Genomic DNA, 22,612 nt, shown 5'->3' on the forward strand with positions numbered 1-22,612 from the left:
CTACACCCCCCGCCCCTCCCCACCCCCTTTCGCCCCGCCCCCCCCCCCCCGCCCCCCCCCGCCCCGGCCCCGACCCACCCCCCACCGCCCGCGCAACGCGCACCCCCCGAAACCCGCGCAGGCCGCCGCAGGCACTGCGCACCCCCACCGAACCCCACAGCCGCCGCAGGCACCCCGCACCCCCACCGACCGCGACAGACCGCCGCAGGCACTGCGCACCCCCACCGAACCCCACAGCCGCCGCAGGCACCCACCACCCGGACCTCCGGTTACGCTGCGGTCCATGACCCCCTCGGCCCCCACCCCCGCCTACCGCCGCCTCAGCGTCGAGGAACGCCGCAGCCAGCTCCTGGAGGCCGCGCTGAGCCTCTTCGCGCACCGCGCACCCGAGGACGTGTCCCTGGACGACGTGGCGGAGGCGGCCGGGGTGTCACGGCCCCTGGTGTACCGGTACTTCCCCGGCGGCAAGCAGCAGTTGTACGAGGCCGCGCTCAGGTCCGCCGCCGACGAGCTCCGGGAGTGCTTCGACGAGCCCCGCGAGGGCCCGCTCCTGCCCCGTCTCGCCCGAGCCCTCGACCGCTACCTGACCTTCGTCGACCAGCACGACGCCGGCTTCAGCGCGCTGCTCCAGGGCGGCAGCGTCGTCTCGACGTCCCGTACCACCGCCATCGTGGACGGCGTACGCCGGGCCGCCGCCGAGCACATCCTCAGCCACCTGGATGTCGCCGACCCCGGCCCGCGGCTGCGCATGACGGTCCGGATGTGGATCACCGCGGTCGAGGCGGCCTCCCTGATCTGGCTGGACGAGGACAAGCAGCCGCCCGTCGACGAACTGCGTGACTGGCTCGTCGAGCAGTTCGCCGCGGTCCTGACGGTCACCGCGTCCCGGGACGAGCAGACCGCGGCGCTGGTGCGGACGCTGGCCGAGGATGTCTGACACTGGTCGAGTGAAGAGCGAAGACACCCCCTTCGAGGGCGGCCCGATGGACGGCCGCGTGCTGCCCGTGCTGGTGGGCCCCACCGGGCACCCGCCCAAGACGTACCGCATCCCGGTCCCGGACCCCGACGGCGGACCGCCCACCGTGCTGGTCTACCGCCGCGTCCCCCGGGGCCACAGCAAGCGGCTGGGCCTGACGCTGGGCTGGAAGTACGAGTACGCCCCCGGTCACCGGGCAGGCCTGAAGTGGCCGTGGTCGAAACCGGACCCCGCGCGAGACACCACGCCGGACGGCACCCCCGACGACACCGACGGGTGACGCGCTTGCGCCGATGCGCGCACACCCGGCGCGCGGACCCGCCGCACACGTCCGAAGCTCGCGATGCGGGGTGGAGGGGCCACCCCGCGCCGGAGGTGATGACGTGTCAGGAAGGCTTCTGCGCCTGGCGTGCACGGCGGCGACGGCGGCCTGCACGGCCCTCGCACCGCTGCCCGCCACGACCACGGCCACGGCCGCGCCCGCAGCCGCGCCCGCGCCCGCGCCCGAACCCGGCGACCGCACCGTCGCCGACCTGCTGACGGACCTTCAAGCCCGCTACCGGCAGGCCGAGCAGGCCACCGAGACCTACAACGCCACCGCCGAGCAGCTCCGCAGGCAGCGCGCCGAGGTGGTCCGCCTGGACGGCGCTCTGGCCCGGGCCCGCCTCCGCCTGCACGACAGCCGGGGCGCGGCGGGCCGTCTCGCCCGGCAGGAGTACCAGGACAGCACGGACATCTCCCCCTACGTACGGCTGCTGCTGGCCCGCGACCCGCAGCACGCCCTCGACCAGGGCCATGTGATCGGCCGGCTGGCGCGGGAGCGCGCCGAGACGGTGGGCCGCCTGACCGGCACCGAGAAGAAGGCCGACGACCTGGCCCGCAAGGCCCGCAAGGCCCTCGACGACCAGCTCACCCTGGCCGCCCGGCAGCAGAAGCAGCGCGACAACGTACGCGCGAAACTCCACGACGTGGAGCAGGCGCTCGCCTCCCTCACCCCCGAACAGCTCAGCAGACTACGCAACTTGGAAGCGGAGAACGTCGACGAGGCGCAGCAGCACCTCACGGCGTCCGGGGCGCTGGGCCCCGAGCGCGCCCCCTCGCCGGAGGGCGACCGGGCCCTGCGCTACGCCACCGAGCAGCTCGGGAAGCCGTACGAGTGGGGCGCCCAGGGACCGGAGTCGTACGACTGCTCGGGCCTGACCGCGCAGGCCTGGGCGCAGGCAGGCCGGCCCATCCCCCGGACCAGCCAGGAGCAGTGGGCGCGGCTGCCGAGGGTCCCGTTGACGGAGCTGCGCCCAGGCGACCTGGTGGTCTACTTCCCCGAGGCGACGCACGTGGCGATGTACCTGGGGGACGGGAAGGTGATCGAGGCTCCGCGGACCGGCGAGCGGGTCGAGGTCTCGCCGGTCGCGTCGTACCCGATCCTCGGAGCCGTACGCCCGGACGGCGACCAGGCCCGTTCACAAGCCCCCGACCGAGACCCGGACCAAGCCCAAGGCCAGGCCCAAGCCCAAGGCCAGGCCCAAGCCCAGACCCCTGACCAAGCCCCCGATCAGGCCCCGGCCACGGAGGCGAGGTAGGCCTCCGTCTTCTCCGGCTCGTAGAAGAAGTTCTCGAAGTCGGCCGGGTTGTTGAACGCGTTGGCGAACCGGTCGGCGACCGGCTGGAGCTGGCCGGCCGCGCCGATGAGGTTCAGCACGTGCTCCGGCGGCGGCGCGAGCATCGCGTTGGTCCACTTGACGACGTGCTGGGCGGTGTCCCAGTACCGGTCGAACGTGGCCTGCATCCACTCCTCGTCGAACGGCTTGTCCTCGTGCTCGAGGATCGAGGCGAGGTAGGCGGCCGCGCACTTGGAGGCGGAGTTGGAGCCCTGCCCGGTGATCGGGTCGTTGGCGACGACGACGTCCGCGACGCCGAGGACCAGTCCGCCGCCGGGCAGCCGGCCGATGGGGTTGCGGACGGTGGGCGCGTAGCGGCCGGCGAGGGTGCCGCCGGCGTCGGTCAGCTCGACCTTGGTGGCCCGCTCGTACTCCCAGGGCAGGAACCTCTCCATGAGTTCCAGGGTCAGGGAGAGGTGCTCGCCCGGGTCCTTGACGCCGTTGAAGACGTCGAGCGGGCCGCCGGGTATGCCCTCCCAGAACAGGATGTCCGCGCGGCCGGACGTGGTGAGGGTCGGCATGACGAACATCTCGCCGACGCCGGGCACCAGGTTGCAGCGGACGGCGTCGTAGTCCGGGTGTTCCGGACGCGGGCCGAGCCCGTGGACGTAGGCCACCGCCAGCGCGCGCTGCGGCTCGCTGTAGGGGGAGCGCGAGGCGTCCCGGCCGAACATCTGCACCAGCTCGCCCTTGCCGGCCGAGACCAGCACGAGGTCGTAGGCGCGGGAGAAGTAGTCGAGGTCGGAGACCGCCGCGCCGTGGATGACGAGCTGCCCGCCGCGCTGCGCGAACGTCTCCATCCAGCCGGACATCTTCACCCGCTGGTCGACCGACTGGGCGTACCCGTCGAGCTTGCCCACCCAGTCGATCGCACGCTGCGACGGTCCTGGCTCGAACGAGCCCGGGGCCGCCACCGAGACGCCGAGTCCTTCGATCTTCGGGGCCTGGGACTCCCAGAAGTTCAGCTGGAGATCGCGCTCGTGCTGCAGCGCCGTGTGGAACATGCACTGCGTCGACATGACCCGGCCGGTGCGGATCTCGTCCGCCGTCCGGTTCGACATCAGGGTGACCTCGTACCCGTGCGACTGCAGTCCGAGGGCGAGCTGGAGGCCGGACTGGCCGGCTCCGACGACGAGTATCTTCCGCATGCGGGTGGGCTCTCCTAGGTACGACGGAGGAACGACTAGGTACGGAGGGACGACTGGGTACGACGGAGGGACGACTGGGAACGGCGGACGAACGGCGGACGAACGGCGGAGGGGACTACGCGGGCGTTTCCTCCAGGGCGTGGGCCACGAGGGACAGCAGGGTCTCGATCACCGAGATCCGGCGCCGCGCGTCCATGATCATGACAGGTATGTGCGCGGGGATGGTGAGCGCCTCCCGCACGTCCTCCGGCTCGAACCGCTCGCTGCCGTCGAAGTGGTTGACCGCGACGACGTACGGCAGTCCGCAGCTCTCGAAGTAGTCCAGCGCCGGGAAGCAGTCCTTCAGGCGGCGGGTGTCGGCCAGGACGACGGCGCCGATCGCGCCGCGCACCAGGTCGTCCCACATGAACCAGAACCGCTGCTGGCCCGGCGTGCCGAACAGGTAGAGCACCAGGTCGTCGTCGAGCGTGATGCGGCCGAAGTCCATGGCCACGGTGGTGGTCAGCTTGCCGGGCGTGGCGGTGAGGTCGTCGTGCTCCTCGCTCGCCTCGGTCATCAGCGCCTCGGTCTGCAGGGGCGTGATCTCGGAGACGGTGGTGACCAGCGTGGTCTTGCCCACGCCGAAGCCACCGGCCACGACTATCTTCGTGGCGATCGGTGCACGGGTGCGGTCCGTCTGCCAGGATTTCAGGTCCTCGTCCGGTTCGGCGAGGGGGGAGACGCCATGGGCGGCGTCAGAGACGGCGGAGTCCACTCAGCACCCTTTCCAGCAGAGCGCGGTCCGGACGGCCGGTGCCGTGACCGGTTCCCGTGCCGTACACGCGGATCTTTCCCTGGTCCGCGAGGTCGCTGAGGAGCACGCGGACCACACCGAGCGGCATCTTCAGCAGCGCGGCGATCTCGGCCACCGTGCGCATGCGGCGGCACAGTTCGACGATGGCCCGCATCTCCGGCATGACCCGGGTGGTGAGGGATCCATTCGTCAGCTCCTTGCGCTCCTCCGGAGCCTCCAGCGCCGCCACGAACGTCTCCACGAGGAGGACGTGGCCGAAGCGGGTGCGGCCGCCGGTGAGCGAGTAGGGACGGACGCGGGCGGGCTTGCGGTCGCCGCCGCGGACCGGCAGGTGCTGCTTGCTGTTCTTCGGCGCACTGGTCATCGGGGGCTCCCCGCGGACTGCGACTCCAGGGATTTGCGTAGCTCGCTGCGGAGTTCGGGCGTCAGGACGTGGCCGGCGCGGCCGACGAACAGGGCCATGTGGTAGGCCACCACGCTCATGTCGCAGTCCGCCGAGCCGTGCACGCCGAGCAGGGAGCCGTCGCTGATCGACATCACGAACAGGCTGCCCTCGTCCATCGCGACCATCGTGTGCTTCACGCCGCCGAAGTCCATGAGCTTGGCGGTGCCGACGGTGAGGCTGCCGATGCCGGAGACGACGGTGGCCAGGTCGGCGGCGGAGCCGCGGGGTCCGCCGGACGTGCCGGTCTTCGCCTGCCGGGCCTCCTCGTGGCGTCCGGGGTCCGACGAGAGCAGCAGCAGGCCGTCCGAGGAGACCACCGCGACCGACTGGATGCCCGGCACCTCCTCGACGAGGTTGGTCAGCAGCCAGTGCAGGTTACGGGCCTCACTGCTCAGTCCGAAGGTACTGGGCGCGGTCAACTGCTTGCCTCCTCGACTGTGCCCCCCGTGGCTTGTTCGGGTGTGGGTTCCGCTGCCTCCGGCGTCCGGTTCTGGCCGGTCCGTTCAGCGATCTCCGCCGTCACGTCGCGGTATCCGGCCTCCGCCCCCCGACGGAAGCCGCCGAGCCTGCGGCGCAGGGCTTCGGCGTCGACGGAACCGCTCCGGGGGCGTGGAACCTCGGCGGGTGCGGTGATCTTCGGGGTCCGCTTGGGCAGACCCTTGTCGGTGACGGGCTCTTCGTCCGCGGTACGGGTGTGTTCCGCCGCGGCGTCGCCCTCCCCGGGTGCGTGCCCGGCGTCGGCGGCTCCGCTCGTGCCGTCCTCGCCGTCGGGCGCGGGCGGCTGCTGCGGGCCTTCCCCGGCGGACGCGGGGTGGGTGTGGGTCGGGGGCTCCTCCTCGGGCGGTGCCGGGAGCAGGAGCTCCATCGTGGTCTCGGCGGGCCGCTCGCGAACCGCCTCCGGCTCGTCGGCGGCGTCAGCGCCCCCCGCGCCGGCCGCTCGCGCGGTGGCTTCGGCGGTCTCGCCGGCGGTCGCTCCCGCGGTCCCCGCCGCGGCAGCTCGCGCGGCCCGGTCCCCGCCCTCGCGCGCGGACTTCTCCAGGCCCTCGCGCGCAGGCCCGTCCGCGGTCTCGTCCGGCGCGGGCCGCTCCCCGCGTACGGCCCCGGCCGCGTCCCCGTCCGCGTCGCCCCGCTCGCGCACCGCCTTCTCCGCCAGCGCCACCAGCGGGTCGCCGGAGTCGGAACGGCCGTGCAGCACGTTGGAGTTGGCCTCGGCGTCGGCGCCGGGCAGGGAGAAGGAGGCGGCGGTGCCCGGTGCGGGCGAGGCGGACGCCGGCACGACGGCCGACGGCGCGGACGCCAGCAGCGGGGTGGGCAGGACCACGACCGCGGCGACGCCGGCCTGCTTCTGGTCGCGCAACTGGACGCGCACGCCGTGCCGGTGGGCGAGGCGGGCGACGACGTAGAGGCCGAGGCCGTCCTCGCCCTCCTGGTCGTAGGGCGACTCCGGGTCGAACTCGGCCAGGCGGGCGTTGAGGCGGGTCATCCGCTCGGGGGTCATGCCGATGCCCTCGTCCTGGACGGAGAGCATGACCTCGCCGTTCTCCAGGAGCCAGCCGGAGACCTCGACCGGCAGGTCGGGCGGGGAGAAGGCGGTGGCGTTCTCCATGAGTTCGGCCAGCAGGTGGGACAGGTCGTCGGCGGCGAATCCGGCCACGTGCGCGTGCGGCGGCAGCGCGGCGATGCGGACGCGCTCGTAGCGCTCGATCTCGCTGACCGCGGCGCGGACGACGTCGACGAGCGGCACGGGGCCGGCGTGCTGCTGGACGTGCTCGGTGCCGGCGAGGACGAGGAGGTTCTCGCTGTGCCGGCGCATGACCGTGGCGAAGTGGTCCAGCTTGAACAGGGTGGAGAGGCGGTCGGGGTCCTGCTCCCGCTCCTCCAGGCCCTCGATGACGGCGAGTTGCCGTTCGACCAGGCCGAGCGTGCGCAGGGCGAGGTTGACGAAGGTGCCGCCGATGCTGTCCCGCAGCCGCCCCAGCTGGGCGGCGGAGTCGGCGAGTTCGGTGCGCAGCTCCTCGCGGGCGTCGGCCATCTTCTGCCGCTGGCCGACCAGGTGCTTGCGGTCGGCCTCCAGGGTGGCGATGCGCTCGTGGAGGGCGACCGCGTGCGCGTGCAGGGCGTTGACCGAGCGGACGACCTGGGCGAACTCGTCGTTCCGGCCGGTGAACTTGACCGGTTCCTCGGCGGTCGGGTCCTCGGCCTGCGCGAGCCGGGCCGAGCCGAGGCGCAGCACGGCGAGCGGGCGGGTCAGCGTGCGGGCCATGGCGGTGGCGACGCCGACGGCGAGCAGCATGAGGGCGCCGAGGACGGCGATGCGGATCTCCAGCGCGGTGACGTCGTCGTCGCGCAGCTGGGCGAGGTCCTTGGTGCGGCGCTCGTACAGGGCGGACTCCACGCCGCGCATCGCGTCGATGCGGGCGGACAGCGCGGCGTCGAGCTTCCCGGTGCTGGTGCCGAGGTCGGAGTCGGACAGCGTCGGCTGGTCGGTGAGGGAGGCGAGGTACTTCTCCGCGGAGTTCACCTCGGGACCGGTGACAGTGGAGTCGTACGACGTCAGGGCGGCCTTGGCGGCGCTCTCGCGGAAGCCGGCGAGGGCGGCGTCGGAGCGCAGGCGGGCCTGGACCGCGGCGGTGGTCAGGGCGTCGCGCTGCTTGGCGTCGGCGGACGTGGACGAGGTGGTCGTCGTGGGCAGGCCGGTGACCGGGCTGATGACGGTCTGCGAGGTCGTGGGCACGTTCAGCGCCGCCAGCAGCAGCCCGCGGGTGGCGGCGGCCTGCTGTACGGCGGAGTCGAGCTCGGCGAGGGCGTACGCGCCCGATCCGGCGCGCGGCGGCATCTGCTCGGCCAGCCGCTCGGCGAGCCGGTGCAGCTCGGTGACGGCGCCGGAGTAGGCGTCGTGCGCCTCCAGGGCGCTGCTCTTGCCGGTGAGCGCGGCCCGGCGCAGGGCGGCGATGCCGTCGAGGTCGCCGCGCAGGGAGGCGGGGACGTCCGGGTCGGCGCGCAGTTCCTCGACCTGCCGGTCGACGCGGGCGCTGCGCTGCTCGGTGGGCGCCTTCGTCCTGGGCCGCCCGGCGGCGATGTACGACGTGACCTCGTCCCGCTCGTCGGCGAGGGCGTGGGCGAGGGCGAGGGCGTCCTGGGTCTGCTCGGCGAGGGTGACCAGGTCCTGGGAGTCCTTCAGCTGAGCGGAGGCGGCCAGGACGGCGGGGGCGCCGGCCCCGGCTATGGCGGCCGCCACGACCGCCACGGCGACGATGAGCCGGTTGCGCACGTGGGTGCGCCGGCCCTTTCCGGTGACGGTGTCGGGAGTGCCGGGCGTGCGCTCCGCGCCCGCTGCGGGGTCCGTCTGCTTGCCTGTGCGACGAGGCCGCGTCTTCTGCACCGGTGCTCGCATTCCTGACTCGTGTTACCCATGGGCCCGGGTGACGTTGCGTCAGCAGGTGCCGACTGCGCGTGTGCCCGGTACGGTCCCCGACCCTCCCAGTGCCGGTGGGCGGTGGCCGCGCATCACCTGACCCGCCACCCGAAGGAGTGAACATCGGAGGGGAGTTGGCGGGCAAGTTCCTCTGACCGTTGCACCGGTCCTGTGCGGGGGGCCGGTTGGACGTCTGCGGCGGGCAGTGGCAATATTTGCCGCCACGCATTCCCGGAGCGGCGAATTCCCCCGCAAAACAGACGCCTGACCTGCGACGAGGTGTCGGCCCTGCGGCGATTGCCAGCCTTTCGTGAACCTCGTGAAGGGCTCGTGCAGACTGGCTGAATGCGTACGGAACTTGCCTCGGAGCCGGGCGACCACACCCTCGCCAACGAGGATTTCGTTGCTGTCGTCCTGCCCGCTTCGGGACAGGGTGGCGCCCTGGTGGTCCTGGACGGAGTGACGCCGCCGAAGGGTGGCACCGGGTGTCTGCATTCGGTCCCCTGGTACACCGCGCGGCTGGGCGGGGCGCTGACCGAACTGACCCTTTCCCTCCCGGATGTTCCGCTCTCGCGGGCCCTGTCCCGGGCCATCGCGCGCACCGCCGAGTCACACACGCAAACCTGTGACCTTTCTCACCCACGAACACCGCAGGCGACGGTGGTCGTGGCGCGCTGGTCGACGCAGAAGGTGGAGTACCTGGTCCTGTCGGACTCCGTCCTGCTGGTGGAGTCGCCGGACGGTTCGGTCACGGCCCTGCTGGACGACCGGCTGGCCCGGCTGCCCCGGTCCGCCCTGGCGACGGACGCCCTGGTCGACGCCCACGTCCGCAACAAGGAGGGCGGGTTCTTCACGGCGGCGGCGGATCCGTCGGTGGCGGACCGGGCGGTGACGGGGGTGCTGCCGCGGGACCGCGTGCGGGCACTGGCCGCGCTGACGGACGGGGCGGCGAGGTGGGTGGAGCGGTTCGGGGAAGGAGACTGGACGGACTGCCTGAGACTCGTGCGCGAGCACGGCGCCCGGACACTGCTGAACCGCGTACGGGCCCTGGAGGCGGCCGACACCCAGCGGGCGTTCCTGGGCCGCGCCAAGACACACGACGACGCGACGGTGGTGTACGCGGAGCTGTGAGCCGGCCGCCGCGGCCGAGGAGTTCCGCGGCTGCACGGCGGACGACCGCAAGACGACCGCACGACCGGAGAGGACGGCACGAGGCGCATGTCCCTGCCCAGCATCCTGGCGGTCTTCGCGCACCCGGACGACGAGTCCCTGTCGGCCGGCGGGCTGCTCGCACGGCACGCGGCGGCCGGCGCCCGTACCGCGGTGGTCACGGCGACCTGGGCGGCGGGCACCCCTCGCGCCGGCGAACTGGCCGACGCGCTGCGCCTGCTCGGCGCCGCTCCCCCGCGCCTGCTCGGCGCCGCTCCCCCGCGCCTGCTCGGCTACGCGGACGGCCGCTTCCCGCAGTCGGCGCCCGGCGCGGCACGGTTGTGCGACGCGCCGCTCGACGAGGTGGTGGGCCGACTGGTCGCGCACGTGCGGGAGTTCCGCCCGGACATCGTCGTCACCCACGACCCCTGCGGCGGGCTGACCGACCATCCCGACCACGTCCACACCCACCGGGTGACCGTGCTCGCGGCCCAGGCCGCCGGGCCGGCGGGCCTCCATCCGGACGCCGGCGCCCCCTGGCGGCCGGACTCGGTCCTCCTGGCCACCCACCCCGACTCGGCCGCGCGGGACCTGGGTGTCCGCCTGGTCCGCTCGGGGCGGGCTCTGCACAGCGTTCCGGACAGCTGGGTCGGCGTGAGGGTCGACGTCCGTCCGTGGCTGGAGCGGAAGATCGCCGCTGTCATGGCCCACCGCAGCGAGGTGGCGCGGGGCGCCCTGCCCGGGCGGCCGACCGCCCTGCCCGCGGCGGAGCGGGAGGAGCTGCTGGCCACTGAGTGGTACGTGTGGTACGTGCGCCACCCGCTCGCCCCGGCCGCGGCGCCTGCCGGGCTTCTGACTGCTACCGCTCCATACCCCGGTTCAACTGACCGAGCAGCCGGGCCAGTTCGGCCACTTCCCGGCGGTCCCAGTGGGCCAGCTTGCTGACGTAGCGGGCGCGGCGGGCCTCGCGGACCTTGCCGACCCGGCCGCGGCCCTCGTCGGTGAGGTGGACCAGCCAGGCCCGTCCGTCGGCGGGGTCGGGCTCGCGGGCGACCAGGCCCAGCTCCTCAAGGGCGCGCAGCTGGCGGGACATGGTGGCCTTGCCCACGCCGATGTAGGCGGCCAGTTCCGTCGCCCGCTGGCGGCCGTGCTCGTCCAGCCGCACGAGGAGGCCGTAGGCGGCCGGTTCCAGGTCCGGGTGGACCTCGCGGGCCATCTCGCCCTGGCTGGCGCGGGCGCGCCGCAGCAGAACCGTCAGTTCGCGCTCCAGGGACAGGTATTCCTGGTCCGCACCACTCGGTGACGCCTGCGACTCCGCTCGGCGTCCGCCGCCGTTTCCGCCTTCGTGCACGTCAGTCCCCGCCTCGGTTTTCCCGGTCCTGAAAGTTTCCGCCGAACGCCGTCATCGCCGCAGCTCGGCAAGTATTTCGCAGGCTTAGACCAACGGCAGCCTCCGGTCCCCCTTCCCAGCCCGCGGTCTACGTGCGTAGCTTCTTCAGCGGGCGGCTGCTGGCATGCTCACGCCATTCCTGGGCGCCCGGCCGGTCCGCGCCGGCGCCTTCCAGCACCTCGCCGCACTTCCCCCGCACCTCACCGCACCTCACCGCACACCCCCCGCACATCCCGCACATCCCGCACATCCGGCACTTCCCCGCACCCTCCCCCACCACCACCGAGCATCACCGAGCCTTCGGAGGCACGTCATGCCCGTGCACAGACCCGGACCGCTCCTCCCCCGGCGCCTCTTCCTCGCCGGGCTCCTGCTCGCCGCCCTCTCCCTCGTCCTCACCGTGCCGGCGTCCGCCGCGGGCACGCCCGCCCGCGGCTCCGCGTACATGGGCATGGGCGTCCTGGCCCACGACGGCAGCGACGGCACCCCCAGCACCGGTGACGCCACCCAGACGGAGGGCGTCGACGTCGCCAGTTACCAGGGCAACGTCGCCTGGTCGACCCTGTGGAGCAGCGGGGTCAAGTGGGCGTACACCAAGGCCACCGAGGGGACGTACTACACGAACCCCTACTTCGCGCAGCAGTACAACGGCTCGTACAACGTGGGCATGATCCGCGGCGCGTACCACTTCGCGACCCCGGACACCACCAGCGGCGCGACCCAGGCCAACTACTTCGTGGACCACGGCGGCGGCTGGTCCGGAGACGGCAAGACCCTCCCGGGCGCGCTCGACATCGAGTGGAACCCCTACGGCGCCGCCTGCTACGGCAAGTCGACCAGCGCCATGGTCAGCTGGATCGCCGACTTCCTCAACACGTACAAGTCCCGCACGGGCCGCGACGCCGTGATCTACACGGCCACCAGCTGGTGGACCCAGTGCACCGGCAACTACGGCGGCTTCGCCGCCGCCAACCCGCTGTGGATCGCGCGGTACGCCTCCGACCCGGGGACGCTGCCGGCCGGATGGTCGTACTACACGATGTGGCAGTACACCTCGTCCGGGCCGACGGTCGGCGACCACGACAAGTTCAACGGCGCGCTCGACCGGGTGCAGGCGCTCGCCACCGGCTGACGCCTCGCTCGGCACAGGGTGAAGACCCGGGCCTCCCTCACGAGAACCCGGGTCTTCCCCGATCCGGCAGCGTCCGTCACGCCGCCACCGGAACCTCCGGCTCCGCGCCGCTCGCGGCGGGCGCGAGGGCCAGCTCGAGGACCTGGCGGACGTCGGTGACGGCGTGCACGTCGAGCTTGTCCAGCACCTCCGCGGGGACGTCGTCCAGGTCGGGCTCGTTGCGCTTGGGGATGATGACCGTGGTCACGCCCGCCCGCTGCGCCGCGAGCAGCTTCTGCTTCACCCCGCCGATCGGCAGGACGCGGCCGGTCAGCGAGACCTCGCCGGTCATCGCCACGTCGGTGCGGACCAGCCGGCCGGACAGCAGCGAGGCCAGCGCGGTCGTCATCGTGATGCCGGCGCTCGGGCCGTCCTTGGGGACCGCGCCCGCCGGGAAGTGGATGTGCACGCCCCGGTCCTTCAGGTCCGCCACCGGCAGCTCCAGCTCCGCGCCGTGGCTGCGCAGGAAGCTCAGCGCGATCTGCGCCGACTCCTTCATCACGTCGCCCAGCTGACCGGTCAGGGTCAGGCCCGCCGCGCCCGTCTCCGGGTCCGCGAGGGACGCCTCGACGAACAGGACGTCGCCGCCGGCCCCGGTGACCGCCAGGCCCGTAGCCACGCCGGGCACCGCGGTACGGCGCTCGGCCGGGTCCTGGGCCGCCTCCGGCACGTGGTGCGGCCGGCCGATCAGGCCGCGCAGATCGTCCGCGTGAACGGTGAACGGCAGCTCCCGCTCCCCGAGTTCGTGCTGCGCGGCGATCTTGCGCAGCAGCCGGGCGATCGACCGCTCCAGGGTGCGCACGCCCGCCTCGCGGGTGTACTCGCCGGCGAGCTTGCGCAGCGCGCTCTCGTCCAGCGTCACCTCGTCCTCGGCGAGGCCGGCCCGCTCCAGCTGGCGCGGGAGCAGGTGGTCGCGGGCGATGACGACCTTCTCGTCCTCGGTGTAGCCGTCCAGGCGGACCAGTTCCATACGGTCCAGGAGGGCCTCCGGGATGGCCTCCAGGACGTTGGCGGTGGCGAGGAAGACGACGTCGGACAGGTCGAGTTCGACCTCCAGGTAGTGGTCGCGGAAGGTGTGGTTCTGCGCCGGGTCCAGGACTTCGAGGAGGGCCGCCGCGGGGTCGCCGCGGAAGTCGGAGCCGACCTTGTCGATCTCGTCCAGCAGGACGACCGGGTTCATCGAACCGGCCTCCTTGACCGCGCGGACGATGCGGCCGGGCAGCGCGCCGACGTAGGTGCGCCGGTGGCCGCGGATCTCCGCCTCGTCGCGGACGCCGCCGAGGGCGACGCGGACGAACTTGCGGCCCATGGCGTGCGCCACGGACTCGCCGAGCGAGGTCTTGCCGACGCCGGGCGGGCCGACCAGGGCGAGCACGGCGCCGCCGCGCCGGCCGCCGACGACGCCCAGGCCCCGGTCGGCGCGGCGCTTGCGGACCGCGAGGTACTCGGTGATCCGCTCCTTCACGTCTTCCAGACCGGCGTGCTCGGCGTCCAGGACCGCCTTGGCGCCCTGGATGTCGTAGGCGTCCTCGGTGCGCTCGTTCCAGGGCAGTTCGAGGACGGTGTCGAGCCAGGTGCGGATCCAGGAGCCCTCGGGCGACTGGTCGGAGGACCGCTCCAGCTTGTCGACCTCCTTCAGGGCGGCCTCGCGGACCTTCTCCGGCAGGTCGGCGGCCTCCACGCGGGCCCGGTAGTCGTCGGACTCCTCGCCCTCCTTCTCGCCGTTGAGCTCGCGCAGCTCCTTGCGGACGGCCTCCAGCTGACGGCGCAGCAGGAACTCGCGCTGCTGCTTGTCGACGCCTTCCTGGACGTCCTTGGCGATGGTCTCGGCGACATCCTGCTCGGCGAGGTGGTCGCGCAGCTGCTGGGTGGCCAGCTTCAGGCGGGCGACCGGGTCGGTGGTCTCCAGGAGCTGGATCTTCTGCTCGGTGGTGAGGAAGGGCGAGTAGCCGGAGTTGTCGGCGAGCGCGGAGACGTCGTCGATGGCCTGGACCCGGTCGACGACCTGCCAGGCGCCGCGCTTGCGCAGCCAGGCGGTGGCGAGCGCCTTGTACTCCTTGACCAGTTCGGCCGCGTGACCCGGCAGGGGGTCGGGCGCCTTCTCGTCGATCCGCGTGCCCTCGACCCACAGCGCCGCGCCCGGGCCGGTGGTGCCCGCGCCGATCCGCACGCGGCCGCGGCCGCGGACCAGCGCGCCCGGGTCACCGTCGGCCAGCCGGCCGACCTGCTCGACGGTGCCGAGCACACCGGTGCCCGCGTAGGTCCCGTCGACGCGGGGCACCAGGAGGACCCTGGGCTTCCCCGGCTCGGAGCGGGCGGCGGCCTGGGCGGCCTCCACCGCGGCGCGCACGTCGGCGTCGCTCAGGTCCAGCGGAACCACCATGCCGGGCAGCACGACCTCGTCGTCGAGCGGCAGCACAGGCAGGGCGAGCGGTGTGAACGCCTCGGACTCAGCAGCCATGATCTCCCCTTCGGCAGTCAAGTTGAGCTATGCCGACTCAATGCTCGGCGGCATGCCGTTGTTCCCCTGGGGGTGTTCGCCGTGAGCGATCACCTCAGCCGGCGGCCGGCGTACGCCACGACGAGGACCGACGACCGTCCGCCGGGCGCGAGCTTGACGGGTGCCGGGCGGGGGGCCTGGCGGGCGCCGGGCGGGGGGCCTGGCGGGGGGCCCGCCAGTGCCGCTGACCTGCGCCACCCGACACCGGACGAACGCCGAGGGGCGACCGCGGCGGTTGTCGGCGGCCGCTGGGCGACGCGGTGGCGTCGAGAGACGGCACCGCAGACCGCCGGCACCCGGCCGACGAGCCCGGCAGGGCTGCGGGCGGCAGGCGAGCCCGCGGACGGCGGGCGGCAGGCGAGCCCGCAGACAAGGGGCTCGCCGACGAACCCAGGTGGCGGCAAGCCCCGCAGGACGAGCGGCGGCCCGGCAGGGCGACGGCCAGTCGGCACGGCAGGGCGACGGTCACCGACAAGCCCCGCAGGGCGGGCGACCGACGAGCCCGGCGGGCAGGCGGCGGCCCGCAGCCCGCGCGAACGGGTGACATCGAGGGGCGGCGACCGGCCGGCGCCACCGCAGGCGGGCTGACGGCGAGTCCGGTGGCCGGAAGCCGCCCAGGCGGGACCCGGACGGGGGCCGCCGGAGCGGGCGGGTGCTCGCGGCCGAGGCTCCGACGAGGTGCAGCTCCCGGCGCCAGTGACCGCGCGTCACGCGCGTGGCAACGGCCCGAACCCACACGGGCCGTTCACGCCTCCGCGGGCAGTCCCGTCCCCGCGACGGTGAGCGCCTTCAGCGTCCGGTCGAGGTAGGCACGCAGCCGTCCGACCATGTCGAAGCCCCTGGGGTCGAGCACCCACTGCAACTGCAGCCCGTCCATGACGGCGGCCAGTTCGTGCGCCATCCCCACCGGGTCGCTGTCGGGCCGCAGTTCGCCGCTCGCGACGGCCTGGCGCAGCGTGCCGGAGAGGTGTTCGACGAGTCTGGCGTAGCGCTGGACGAAGTAGGCGTGCGCGGGGTGACCGGGGTCGCCCGCCTCGGCGGCGAGGACGTTGAACATCCGGGTGCGGCCGAACCGCGTGCTGTTGTAGTGGGCGAGCCGCAGGACGGTGGTGAAGCACTCGGCGGCAGAGGCGAACTCGCGGGAGAAGAACTTCTCCTCGTCGGCCCGGTCGGTGCGGGCGAGGACCTGCACCAGGAGGTCCTCCTTGCTGCGGAAGTGGTGCAGCAGGCCGCCCTGGGTGATCCCGACGTCCTTGGCGATGCGGGCCAGGGAGGAGGCGTGGAAGCCCCACTGGGCGAAGTGCTCGACGGCGGCGTCGAGGATGCGCAGCCGGCGCTCGTCGCCCACGGCGTAGGTGCCCCTGCCTGCGCCTGTGCGGGTGCCGCCGTTCTCCTTCTGGACCATGCCCGCCACGATAGCCGCGCCGGCGGCGGGCGGGACGTGGCCCGCGGCACACGCGCGCGACCACCGGTTACACGAGTAAGCGAGCGTCATTTTTCAAGCCATGTGCAGCGTGATTCAAGCCACGCGAAGAAAACCTACTACCTACTCGGTTTTGCTGCTTCCCTGGTCGCGCCGGTGCGGCGAAGAAGCCGCCCCCGTCCCCCATGGAGAGTCGCCATGGCCCTCAGCCACGACGCACCGCTCGACGAGACGTCCTCCCCGACGCCCGCGTCCGCTCACGCGGGAGCATCCCCCTCGTCTCCCGAGCCCCTCGCGTCCCCCGCGCCCGCCGAGCCGTCCGCCCACGCCGAGCCGTCCGCCCCGGCCAAGCTGGTCTTCGGCCTGGTCTTCGCCCAGTTCGGCGCCTATCTCGCCGTCCTCACCCCGGTGGTGGTGACCCTCGCCCTGCGGGTCTCGCAGATCGTGCCGGAGGCCGACCGCGGCGCCGCCCTCGGCCAGGTGCTGTCCGTCGGCGCCCTGCTGGCGATGCTCGGCAACCCGGTCTTCGGCGCCCTGTCCGACCGCACCACCAGCCGCTTCGGCCGCCGTCGCCCCTGGCTGATCGGCGGCATGCTGGTGGGCCTCGCGGGCCTGCTGGTGGTGGCCCTCGGCGGCAGCGTCCCGGTCCTCATGCTCGGCTGGGCGCTGGCCCAGCTCGGCATCAACGCCTCCCTGGCCGCGCTGACGTCGACCATTCCCGACCTGATCCCGCCGCACCAGCAGGCCCGGGTCTCCGGCCTGGTCGGCATGACGATCTCGCTGTCGCTGATCGGCGGATCGGCGCTGGCGCAGTTGTTCAGCGACTCGATGGCGCTCGCCTTCCTCGTCCCCGGCGTCATCGGGGTCGTCGCGGTCGGCTACCTGGCCGCCGTGATGAAGGACCGCCCGGCCCGCGCCGGCGCCTTCGAGCCGTACTCCGTCAAGGAGTTCCTGCGCAGCTTCTGGGTGAACCCGCGCCGCCACCCCGACTTCGCGTGGAACTTCGCCGGCCGCTTCCTGGTCTTCACCGGCGCCTCCTGCGTGACCAGCTACCAGGTGTACTTCCTGATGGACCGCCTCGGTTACGGCGCGGGCGAGGTCACCGACAAGGTCTTCGCGGGCACCCTGGCGATGGTCGCGGCCACCGTGCTGGGCTCCCTCGTCGGCGGCCAGCTCTCCGACCGCTCCGGCCGCCGCAAGCCGTACGTGCTGGGCGCCTCGCTGGTGATGGGAGTCAGCCTCGCGCTGATCGCCTCGGCCCACTCCTTCGGGATGTACGTCGCCGCCCTGGTCGTCTTCGGCTTCGGCGAGGGTCTCTACCTGTCCGTCGACATGGCGCTGGCGGCCGCGGTGCTGCCCAACCCCGAGGAGTCGGCCAAGGACATGGGCGTGCTGAACATCGGCAACGCCCTGCCCCAGTCCCTCGTGCCCATCGTCGCCCCGTCCCTGCTGGCGATCGGCGGCGGCGGCAACTACGGCGCGCTGTTCCTCTTCGGCGCGATCGCCGCCGTACTGGGCGCACTCGCCGTCCAGTTCGTGCGCTCGGTGCGGTAAGTCCCCCTCGCACCCGAGGAATCGAAGAGCAGAAGAGCCGACGAGCCGACGCGTCGAAGAGCCGACGAGCCAACGAGCCGACGAGCCAACGAGCCGACGCGTCGAAGAGTCGAAGAGTCGAAGTCGACGAATCACATCAAGGAATCAAGGAACCCACCTATGTCCAGCCCCGCCTACCGCGACCCGGCCCGCCCCGTCGACGAGCGTGTCGAGGACCTGCTGTCCCGCATGACCCTGGCGGAGAAGGCGGGCCAGCTCTTCCACACCATGCTGGTCATGGGGCCGGGCGGCACGCTCGTCGAGGAGGCGGGCGGCGTCCTGCGGGACGGCACCACCGAGCTGGTCGCCGGCCGCCACCTGACCCACTTCAACCTGGTGGGCCAGGGCGGCGCCCGCGAGACGGCCGAGTGGGCCAACCGGATGCAGGAGCTGGCGGCGGACACCCGCCTGGGCATCCCGGTCACCCTGTCCACCGATCCGCGTCACGCCTTCACCGACAACCCGGGCGCCTCGTTCCTCGCCGGAGACTTCTCGGCCTGGCCGGAGCCGCTGGGGCTGGCCGCGACCGGCGACGCGGAACTGGTGGAGCGGTTCGCGGACACCGTGCGCCGCGAGTACCTGGCGGTGGGTTTCCGGGTGGCCCTGCACCCGCAGATCGACCTGGCCACCGAGCCGCGCTGGTCGCGCCAGTCCGGGACGTTCGGCTCCCGCGCGGAGACGGCGGCCGAACTCGTCCGGGCGTACGTGCGCGGTCTGCAGGGCCCGCGGCTCGGGCCGGGTTCGGTCGCCGCGATGGTCAAGCACTTCCCCGGCGGCGGCCCGCAGAAGGACGGCGAGGACCCGCACTTCCCCTACGGCAAGGAGCAGGTGTACCCGGGCGGGATGCGCGAGTACCACCTGGCGCCCTTCGTGGCCGCCGTCGAGGCCGGGTGCTCGCAGATGATGCCGTACTACGGCAAGCCCGTCGGCACCGACTGGGAGGAGGTCGGCTTCGGCTTCAACCGGGATGTCCTGACAGGCCTGCTGCGCGAGCGGCTCGGCTTCGAGGGCATCGTCTGCACCGACTGGGGCCTGCTCACCGACGCGGACATCATGGGCGAGCCGCACCAGGCGCGAGCCTGGGGCGTGGAGCACCTGAGCGTCGCCGAGCGCGCGGCGAAGGCGCTGGACGCGGGGGCGGACCAGTTCGGCGGCGAGCAGTGCCCCGAGGTGATCGTGGAGCTGGTCCGCTCGGGCCGGGTCAGCGAGGAGCGCCTCGACCTCTCCGTACGGCGGGTGCTGCGCGAGAAGTTCGTCCTCGGGCTGTTCGAGAACCCGTACGTGGACCCCGACCGGGCCGCGGAGATCGTCGGGGCGGGCGAGTTCCGGGCCCTCGGCGAGGCCGCCCAGCGCCGTTCGCTGACCGTCCTGACCAACCGGGACGCCCTGCTGCCGCTGCGCGGCCGGCCCGGCCTGTACGTCAGTGGGGTGAGCGAGCGGACGGCCGCGGCGTACGGCGACGTGGTCGCCGACCCGGCCGCCGCGGACGTGGCCGTGCTGCGGCTGCGCACCCCCTACGAGGCGCGGCCCGGCGCCTTCGAGTCGTTCTTCCACGCGGGCTCGCTGGCCTTCCCCGAGGACGAGCTGAAGGAGATCCTGCGGCTGCTGGACACGGTGCCGACCGTGGTGTGCGTCAACCTCGAACGGCCCGCGGTGCTCCCGGAGATCGCCGAGCGGGCGGCCGCGCTGGTCGCCGACTTCGGGGCGTCGGACGCGGCCCTGCTGGACGTCGCGTTCGGGCGGGCGCGGGCCGAGGGCCGGCTGCCGTTCGAGCTGCCGCGGTCGATGGCGGCGGTGGCGGCCGCCCGCCCGGACGTGCCCGACGACACGGCCGACCCGGTGTTCCCGTACGGGCACGGCCTGGACATCTGAGGCTGCCGAGACCCGGACCGCGGACGCGGACCGCGGACGCGGACCACGCACCCGGGCCACGCACCACCCGGGCCACGCACCCGGGCCACGGACGCGAGGCGCGAGGCGCGAGGCGCGACCGCAACGCGCGGTGCATGGTCCATGGTGCGTGGTGCACCGCGCACAGCGCACCACGCACCGCGCCGGCACCCATAATTCCCGTGGCCGTAGCGCCGTGTTCGTGCAGGATGGGCCCCATGACCGCCACCTACGAAACCCCCGTGGTGCTGGATCGTCGTGAGGGTCCCCACGGCGAGGTCGTGCTGCGCCGGCACGGCGAGTTGCTGCAGATCATCGCCAACGGCTGCTTCCTGATGGACACCTCCGACGGCCGCTCCGAGCGGCTGCTCGTCGACGCCGCGCTGGACGCCCTCGGCGCCCGCGCCGAACCGCACGTGCTGATCGGCGGGCTCGGCGTCGGCTTCTCGCTCGCACACGCCGCGGCGAATCCCCGCTGGGGCGCGATCACGGTCGTGGAACGCGAACAAGCGATCATCGACTGGCATCTGCGCGGCCCGTTGTCGGCACTGTCCTCACAGGCCGTGGCCGACCCGCGCACCCGCATCGTCGAGGCCGATCTGGTCGAGCACCTCCGTGAGACGTCCGCCACGTACGACGCCCTGTGCCTGGACATCGACAACGGGCCCGGCTGGACCGTCACCGAAGGCAACGGCACCCTCTACTCGCCCGCCGGACTGGCAAGCTGCGCAAGGGTGTTGAGGCCGGGCGGGGTTCTCGCGGTGTGGTCGGCCGAGCCCTCCCCGGAATTCGAAGAAACGCTGTGGAATGCCGGGTTCCCACAGGTGCGTACCGAAGAGGTCCCCGTTGCCCGGGGCGTTCCCGACGTCGTGCACCTCGCCGTCCGACCTGGATAGCAAATAAACGGTGACTCCCCGTACGCTGCTGCCCTGACGCCGATCATTCCGCGTCAATCGCAGGCATGCGCAGACCTGTGCAAGTGCAGACATGTGCAAGTAACGGATCACCCCACGGATTCCGGAAAGCAACTCAGGGGCGGGCGATGGAGCAGACACACACCTCGCACAACGGCACGACCACGACCCAGGGCGCGCAGCGCCGGGTACTGGTGGTCGAGGACGATCCGACGATCGTCGACGCCATCGCGGCCCGCCTGCGCGCAGAGGGTTTCCTCGTGCAGACCGCCGGCGACGGTCCGGCCGCCGTCGACACCGCCGAGGCCTGGCAGCCCGATCTGCTGATCCTCGACATCATGCTGCCCGGCTTCGACGGACTGGAGGTCTGCCGCCGCGTGCAGGCCGCCCGTCCGGTGCCGGTGCTGATGCTCACCGCGCGCGACGACGAGACCGACATGCTGGTCGGACTCGGCGTCGGCGCCGACGACTACATGACGAAGCCGTTCTCCATGCGGGAGCTGGCCGCGCGGGTGCACGTGCTGCTGCGCCGCGTGGAGCGGGCCGCGCTGGCCGCGGCGACGCCGAGGAGCGGCATCCTGCGGCTGGGCGAGCTGGAGATCGACCACGCGCAGCGGCGGGTCCGGGTGCGTTCGGAGGACGTGCACCTCACGCCCACCGAGTTCGACCTCCTGGTCTGCCTGGCGAACACCCCGCGCGCGGTGCTCTCCCGCGAGCAGCTGCTGGCGGAGGTATGGGACTGGGCGGACGCCTCCGGCACCCGGACCGTCGACAGCCACATCAAGGCGCTGCGCCGGAAGATCGGCGCCGAGCGGATCCGCACGGTGCACGGCGTGGGCTACGCGCTGGAGACCCCGAACCCATGAGCGGCGGACCGACCGGACCGAGAGGCCCCGGGGAGGAACCCTGGGGCGGCGTACGCCCGTTCTCGATCAAGACCAAGCTGGGCGTGCTGGTCGTCGTCTCGGTTCTGATCACCACGGGTCTGCTGATGATCGCGGTGCGCACGGAGACCGAGCTGCGTTTCATCACGGTCTTCTCGATGATCGCCACCCTGCTGATCACGCAGTTCGTCGCGCACTCGCTCACCGCGCCGCTGGACGAGATGAACGCGGTGGCCCGTTCCATCTCGCACGGCGACTACACCCGCCGGGTGCGCGAGAACCGGCGGGACGAACTGGGCGACCTGGCCCAGACGATCAACCGCATGGCCGACGACCTGGAGGCCCAGGACCGGCAGCGCAAGGAGCTGGTCGCGAACGTCTCGCACGAGCTGCGCACCCCCATCGCGGGCCTGCGCGCGGTGCTGGAGAACATCGTGGACGGCGTCTCGCCCGCCGACACCGAGACCATGCGCACGGCCCTGAAGCAGACGGAGCGGCTCGGGCGGCTGGTGGAGACGCTGCTCGACCTGTCCCGGCTGGACAACGGCGTCGTTCCGCTGCGCAGGCGGCGGTTCGAGGTGTGGCCGTACCTGTCGGGCGTGCTGAAGGAGGCCAACATGGCCGTGCCCGCCCGCGCGGGCATCGCCTCCGGCTCCGGCACCCACACCCGTACCGACGTCCATCTGCACCTCGACGTCTCCCCGCCCGAACTGACCGCGCACGCCGACCCGGAGCGCATCCACCAGGTGGTCGCCAACCTGATCGACAACGCGGTCAAGCACAGCCCGCCGCACGGCCGGGTGACCGTCAAGGCGCGGCGCGGCGCGCAGCCGGAGTCGCTGGAGCTGGAGGTGCTGGACGAGGGTCCGGGCATCCCCCGCTCGGAGTGGCACCGGGTCTTCGAGCGCTTCAACCGGGGCGACGCGGGTGTGTCGAAGGGGCCGGGCAGCGACGGCGGCACGGGCCTCGGCCTGGCGATCGCCCGCTGGGCGGTGGATCTGCACGGCGGCCGGATAGGGGTGGCCGAATCTGTGCGAGGTTGCCGGATTCTTGTCACTCTTCCGGGAGAGACATCCCTACCAAGTTGACGTAAAGTCCGAACCGGAGTCGCCGGATCCACCGGCGTTCGCGCTGGCGGACACGTGTGATCAGGGACAGGCCCGCAAGCTCTGCTTGCAGGGCCCGCACCTGCGCACCCCGGCGCGCCCCAACGTCCCCCCTCGTACAGCGGAACCACGCTTGTTTCCCGCCGTTTCCAGCCCC

General features: G+C 72.9%; 19 protein-coding genes. 11 read left to right on the plus strand and 8 right to left on the minus strand.

Annotated elements, in window-relative coordinates; translation table 11 throughout:
- Positions 1-283 precede the first annotated feature (283 nt).
- From ACH4ZX_RS37825 to ACH4ZX_RS37835, 3 genes are all read left to right on the plus strand, one after another.
- Complete coding sequence (locus tag ACH4ZX_RS37825) at positions 284-937, plus strand: TetR/AcrR family transcriptional regulator (RefSeq protein ID WP_398283048.1); 654 nt, start codon at positions 284-286, stop codon at positions 935-937.
- Positions 930-1,256 (plus strand): hypothetical protein, encoded by a 327-nt coding sequence (locus ACH4ZX_RS37830; protein WP_398283050.1) that lies wholly within the window; start codon positions 930-932, stop codon positions 1,254-1,256. The genes ACH4ZX_RS37825 and ACH4ZX_RS37830 overlap by 8 nt, the downstream gene beginning before the upstream one ends.
- A gap of 103 nt (positions 1,257-1,359) precedes the next feature.
- Positions 1,360-2,556 carry an NlpC/P60 family protein gene (locus ACH4ZX_RS37835; protein ID WP_398283052.1) on the plus strand — a complete coding sequence of 399 codons (1,197 nt, stop codon included), beginning with the start codon at positions 1,360-1,362 and terminating at the stop codon, positions 2,554-2,556.
- On the opposite strand, the gene ACH4ZX_RS37840 is transcribed toward ACH4ZX_RS37835, so the two are convergent.
- The 5 genes from ACH4ZX_RS37840 to ACH4ZX_RS37860 all read right to left on the minus strand — a co-directional run bounded on the left by ACH4ZX_RS37840 (position 2,529) and on the right by ACH4ZX_RS37860 (position 8,402).
- Positions 2,529-3,782, minus strand: coding sequence for a styrene monooxygenase/indole monooxygenase family protein (locus ACH4ZX_RS37840; protein ID WP_398283054.1), 1,254 nt, complete (start codon positions 3,780-3,782; stop codon positions 2,529-2,531). The genes ACH4ZX_RS37835 and ACH4ZX_RS37840 overlap by 28 nt on opposite strands.
- Positions 3,783-3,897: 115 nt before the next feature.
- Entirely contained in the window at positions 3,898-4,536 is a 639-nt protein-coding gene (locus ACH4ZX_RS37845) for a GTP-binding protein (protein ID WP_398283056.1), read from the minus strand.
- Positions 4,517-4,939, minus strand: a complete 423-nt coding sequence (locus ACH4ZX_RS37850) for a DUF742 domain-containing protein (RefSeq protein WP_351892323.1) — start codon at positions 4,937-4,939, stop codon at positions 4,517-4,519. The genes ACH4ZX_RS37845 and ACH4ZX_RS37850 overlap by 20 nt, the downstream gene beginning before the upstream one ends.
- Positions 4,936-5,439, minus strand: coding sequence for a roadblock/LC7 domain-containing protein (locus tag ACH4ZX_RS37855; RefSeq protein ID WP_398283059.1), 504 nt, complete (start codon positions 5,437-5,439; stop codon positions 4,936-4,938). The genes ACH4ZX_RS37850 and ACH4ZX_RS37855 overlap by 4 nt, the downstream gene beginning before the upstream one ends.
- The gene (locus ACH4ZX_RS37860; protein ID WP_398283061.1) at positions 5,436-8,402 is read right to left on the minus strand and encodes a nitrate- and nitrite sensing domain-containing protein; all 2,967 of its coding nucleotides are present in this window, start codon (positions 8,400-8,402) and stop codon (positions 5,436-5,438) included. Before ACH4ZX_RS37860 ends, ACH4ZX_RS37855 begins: the two co-directional genes overlap by 4 nt.
- 378 nt (positions 8,403-8,780) lie before the next feature.
- On the opposite strand from ACH4ZX_RS37860, the gene ACH4ZX_RS37865 reads away from it, so the two are divergent.
- Both ACH4ZX_RS37865 and ACH4ZX_RS37870 read left to right on the plus strand, forming a co-directional pair.
- On the plus strand, positions 8,781-9,566 hold the full coding sequence (locus ACH4ZX_RS37865; RefSeq protein WP_398283063.1) for a protein phosphatase 2C domain-containing protein: 786 nt from the start codon (positions 8,781-8,783) through the stop codon (positions 9,564-9,566).
- 87 nt (positions 9,567-9,653) lie between these two features.
- Positions 9,654-10,529, plus strand: coding sequence for a PIG-L deacetylase family protein (locus tag ACH4ZX_RS37870; protein ID WP_398283065.1), 876 nt, complete (start codon positions 9,654-9,656; stop codon positions 10,527-10,529).
- Here the strand turns inward: ACH4ZX_RS37870 and ACH4ZX_RS37875 are convergent.
- A complete protein-coding gene (locus tag ACH4ZX_RS37875) occupies positions 10,444-10,935 on the minus strand; it encodes a MarR family winged helix-turn-helix transcriptional regulator (protein ID WP_398283067.1) in 492 nt (163 codons plus the stop codon). The genes ACH4ZX_RS37870 and ACH4ZX_RS37875 overlap by 86 nt on opposite strands.
- 352 nt (positions 10,936-11,287) lie before the next feature.
- Between ACH4ZX_RS37875 and ACH4ZX_RS37880 the strand changes: the two genes are divergently transcribed.
- The gene (locus ACH4ZX_RS37880) at positions 11,288-12,106 is read left to right on the plus strand and encodes a lysozyme (RefSeq protein ID WP_398283069.1); all 819 of its coding nucleotides are present in this window, start codon (positions 11,288-11,290) and stop codon (positions 12,104-12,106) included.
- Between the two features lie 76 nt (positions 12,107-12,182).
- Here ACH4ZX_RS37880 and lon read toward each other — a convergent pair whose 3' ends face one another.
- Positions 12,183-14,606: an endopeptidase La gene (gene lon, locus ACH4ZX_RS37885; protein WP_398283071.1), complete on the minus strand. Its 2,424-nt coding sequence runs from the start codon at positions 14,604-14,606 to the stop codon at positions 12,183-12,185.
- A gap of 784 nt (positions 14,607-15,390) precedes the next feature.
- Positions 15,391-16,050 carry a TetR/AcrR family transcriptional regulator gene (locus tag ACH4ZX_RS37890; protein ID WP_398283073.1) on the minus strand — a complete coding sequence of 220 codons (660 nt, stop codon included), beginning with the start codon at positions 16,048-16,050 and terminating at the stop codon, positions 15,391-15,393.
- A 216-nt stretch (positions 16,051-16,266) separates the two neighbouring features.
- Here ACH4ZX_RS37890 and ACH4ZX_RS37895 point away from each other — a divergent pair, with 216 nt between their 5' ends.
- From ACH4ZX_RS37895 to ACH4ZX_RS37915, 5 genes are all read left to right on the plus strand, one after another.
- Positions 16,267-17,622 (plus strand): MFS transporter, encoded by a 1,356-nt coding sequence (locus tag ACH4ZX_RS37895; RefSeq protein WP_398283075.1) that lies wholly within the window; start codon positions 16,267-16,269, stop codon positions 17,620-17,622.
- Positions 17,623-17,781: 159 nt separating this feature from the next.
- Positions 17,782-19,533, plus strand: coding sequence for a glycoside hydrolase family 3 protein (locus ACH4ZX_RS37900; RefSeq protein WP_398283077.1), 1,752 nt, complete (start codon positions 17,782-17,784; stop codon positions 19,531-19,533).
- 236 nt (positions 19,534-19,769) lie between these two features.
- Positions 19,770-20,447, plus strand: coding sequence for a spermidine synthase (locus tag ACH4ZX_RS37905; RefSeq protein WP_398283079.1), 678 nt, complete (start codon positions 19,770-19,772; stop codon positions 20,445-20,447).
- Positions 20,448-20,593: 146 nt separating this feature from the next.
- Positions 20,594-21,331, plus strand: coding sequence for a response regulator transcription factor (locus ACH4ZX_RS37910; RefSeq protein WP_398283081.1), 738 nt, complete (start codon positions 20,594-20,596; stop codon positions 21,329-21,331).
- Positions 21,328-22,437: an ATP-binding protein gene (locus ACH4ZX_RS37915; protein ID WP_398283083.1), complete on the plus strand. Its 1,110-nt coding sequence runs from the start codon at positions 21,328-21,330 to the stop codon at positions 22,435-22,437. The genes ACH4ZX_RS37910 and ACH4ZX_RS37915 overlap by 4 nt, the downstream gene beginning before the upstream one ends.
- Positions 22,438-22,612: the final 175 nt, after the last annotated feature.

Origin of the sequence: Streptomyces sp. NPDC020490 (assembly GCF_044335305.1) — a bacterium.
Lineage (GTDB): Bacteria > Actinomycetota > Actinomycetes > Streptomycetales > Streptomycetaceae > Streptomyces.

Bases quoted from the DNA above. Each gene is read 5' to 3' on its own strand.
- ACH4ZX_RS37840 (WP_398283054.1), bottom strand. From the start codon at position 3,782: ATGCGGAAGATACTCGTCGTCGGAGCCGGCCAGTCCGGCCTCCAGCTC.
- ACH4ZX_RS37880 (WP_398283069.1), top strand. From the start codon at position 11,288: ATGCCCGTGCACAGACCCGGACCGCTCCTCCCCCGGCGCCTCTTCCTC.
- ACH4ZX_RS37825 (WP_398283048.1), top strand. From the start codon at position 284: ATGACCCCCTCGGCCCCCACCCCCGCCTACCGCCGCCTCAGCGTCGAG.
- ACH4ZX_RS37895 (WP_398283075.1), top strand. From the start codon at position 16,267: ATGGCCCTCAGCCACGACGCACCGCTCGACGAGACGTCCTCCCCGACG.
- ACH4ZX_RS37865 (WP_398283063.1), top strand. From the start codon at position 8,781: ATGCGTACGGAACTTGCCTCGGAGCCGGGCGACCACACCCTCGCCAAC.
- ACH4ZX_RS37900 (WP_398283077.1), top strand. From the start codon at position 17,782: ATGTCCAGCCCCGCCTACCGCGACCCGGCCCGCCCCGTCGACGAGCGT.
- ACH4ZX_RS37890 (WP_398283073.1), bottom strand. From the start codon at position 16,050: ATGGTCCAGAAGGAGAACGGCGGCACCCGCACAGGCGCAGGCAGGGGC.
- ACH4ZX_RS37850 (WP_351892323.1), bottom strand. From the start codon at position 4,939: ATGACCAGTGCGCCGAAGAACAGCAAGCAGCACCTGCCGGTCCGCGGC.
- ACH4ZX_RS37910 (WP_398283081.1), top strand. From the start codon at position 20,594: ATGGAGCAGACACACACCTCGCACAACGGCACGACCACGACCCAGGGC.
- ACH4ZX_RS37830 (WP_398283050.1), top strand. From the start codon at position 930: ATGTCTGACACTGGTCGAGTGAAGAGCGAAGACACCCCCTTCGAGGGC.
- ACH4ZX_RS37905 (WP_398283079.1), top strand. From the start codon at position 19,770: ATGACCGCCACCTACGAAACCCCCGTGGTGCTGGATCGTCGTGAGGGT.
- ACH4ZX_RS37915 (WP_398283083.1), top strand. From the start codon at position 21,328: ATGAGCGGCGGACCGACCGGACCGAGAGGCCCCGGGGAGGAACCCTGG.
- ACH4ZX_RS37870 (WP_398283065.1), top strand. From the start codon at position 9,654: ATGTCCCTGCCCAGCATCCTGGCGGTCTTCGCGCACCCGGACGACGAG.
- lon (WP_398283071.1), bottom strand. From the start codon at position 14,606: ATGGCTGCTGAGTCCGAGGCGTTCACACCGCTCGCCCTGCCTGTGCTG.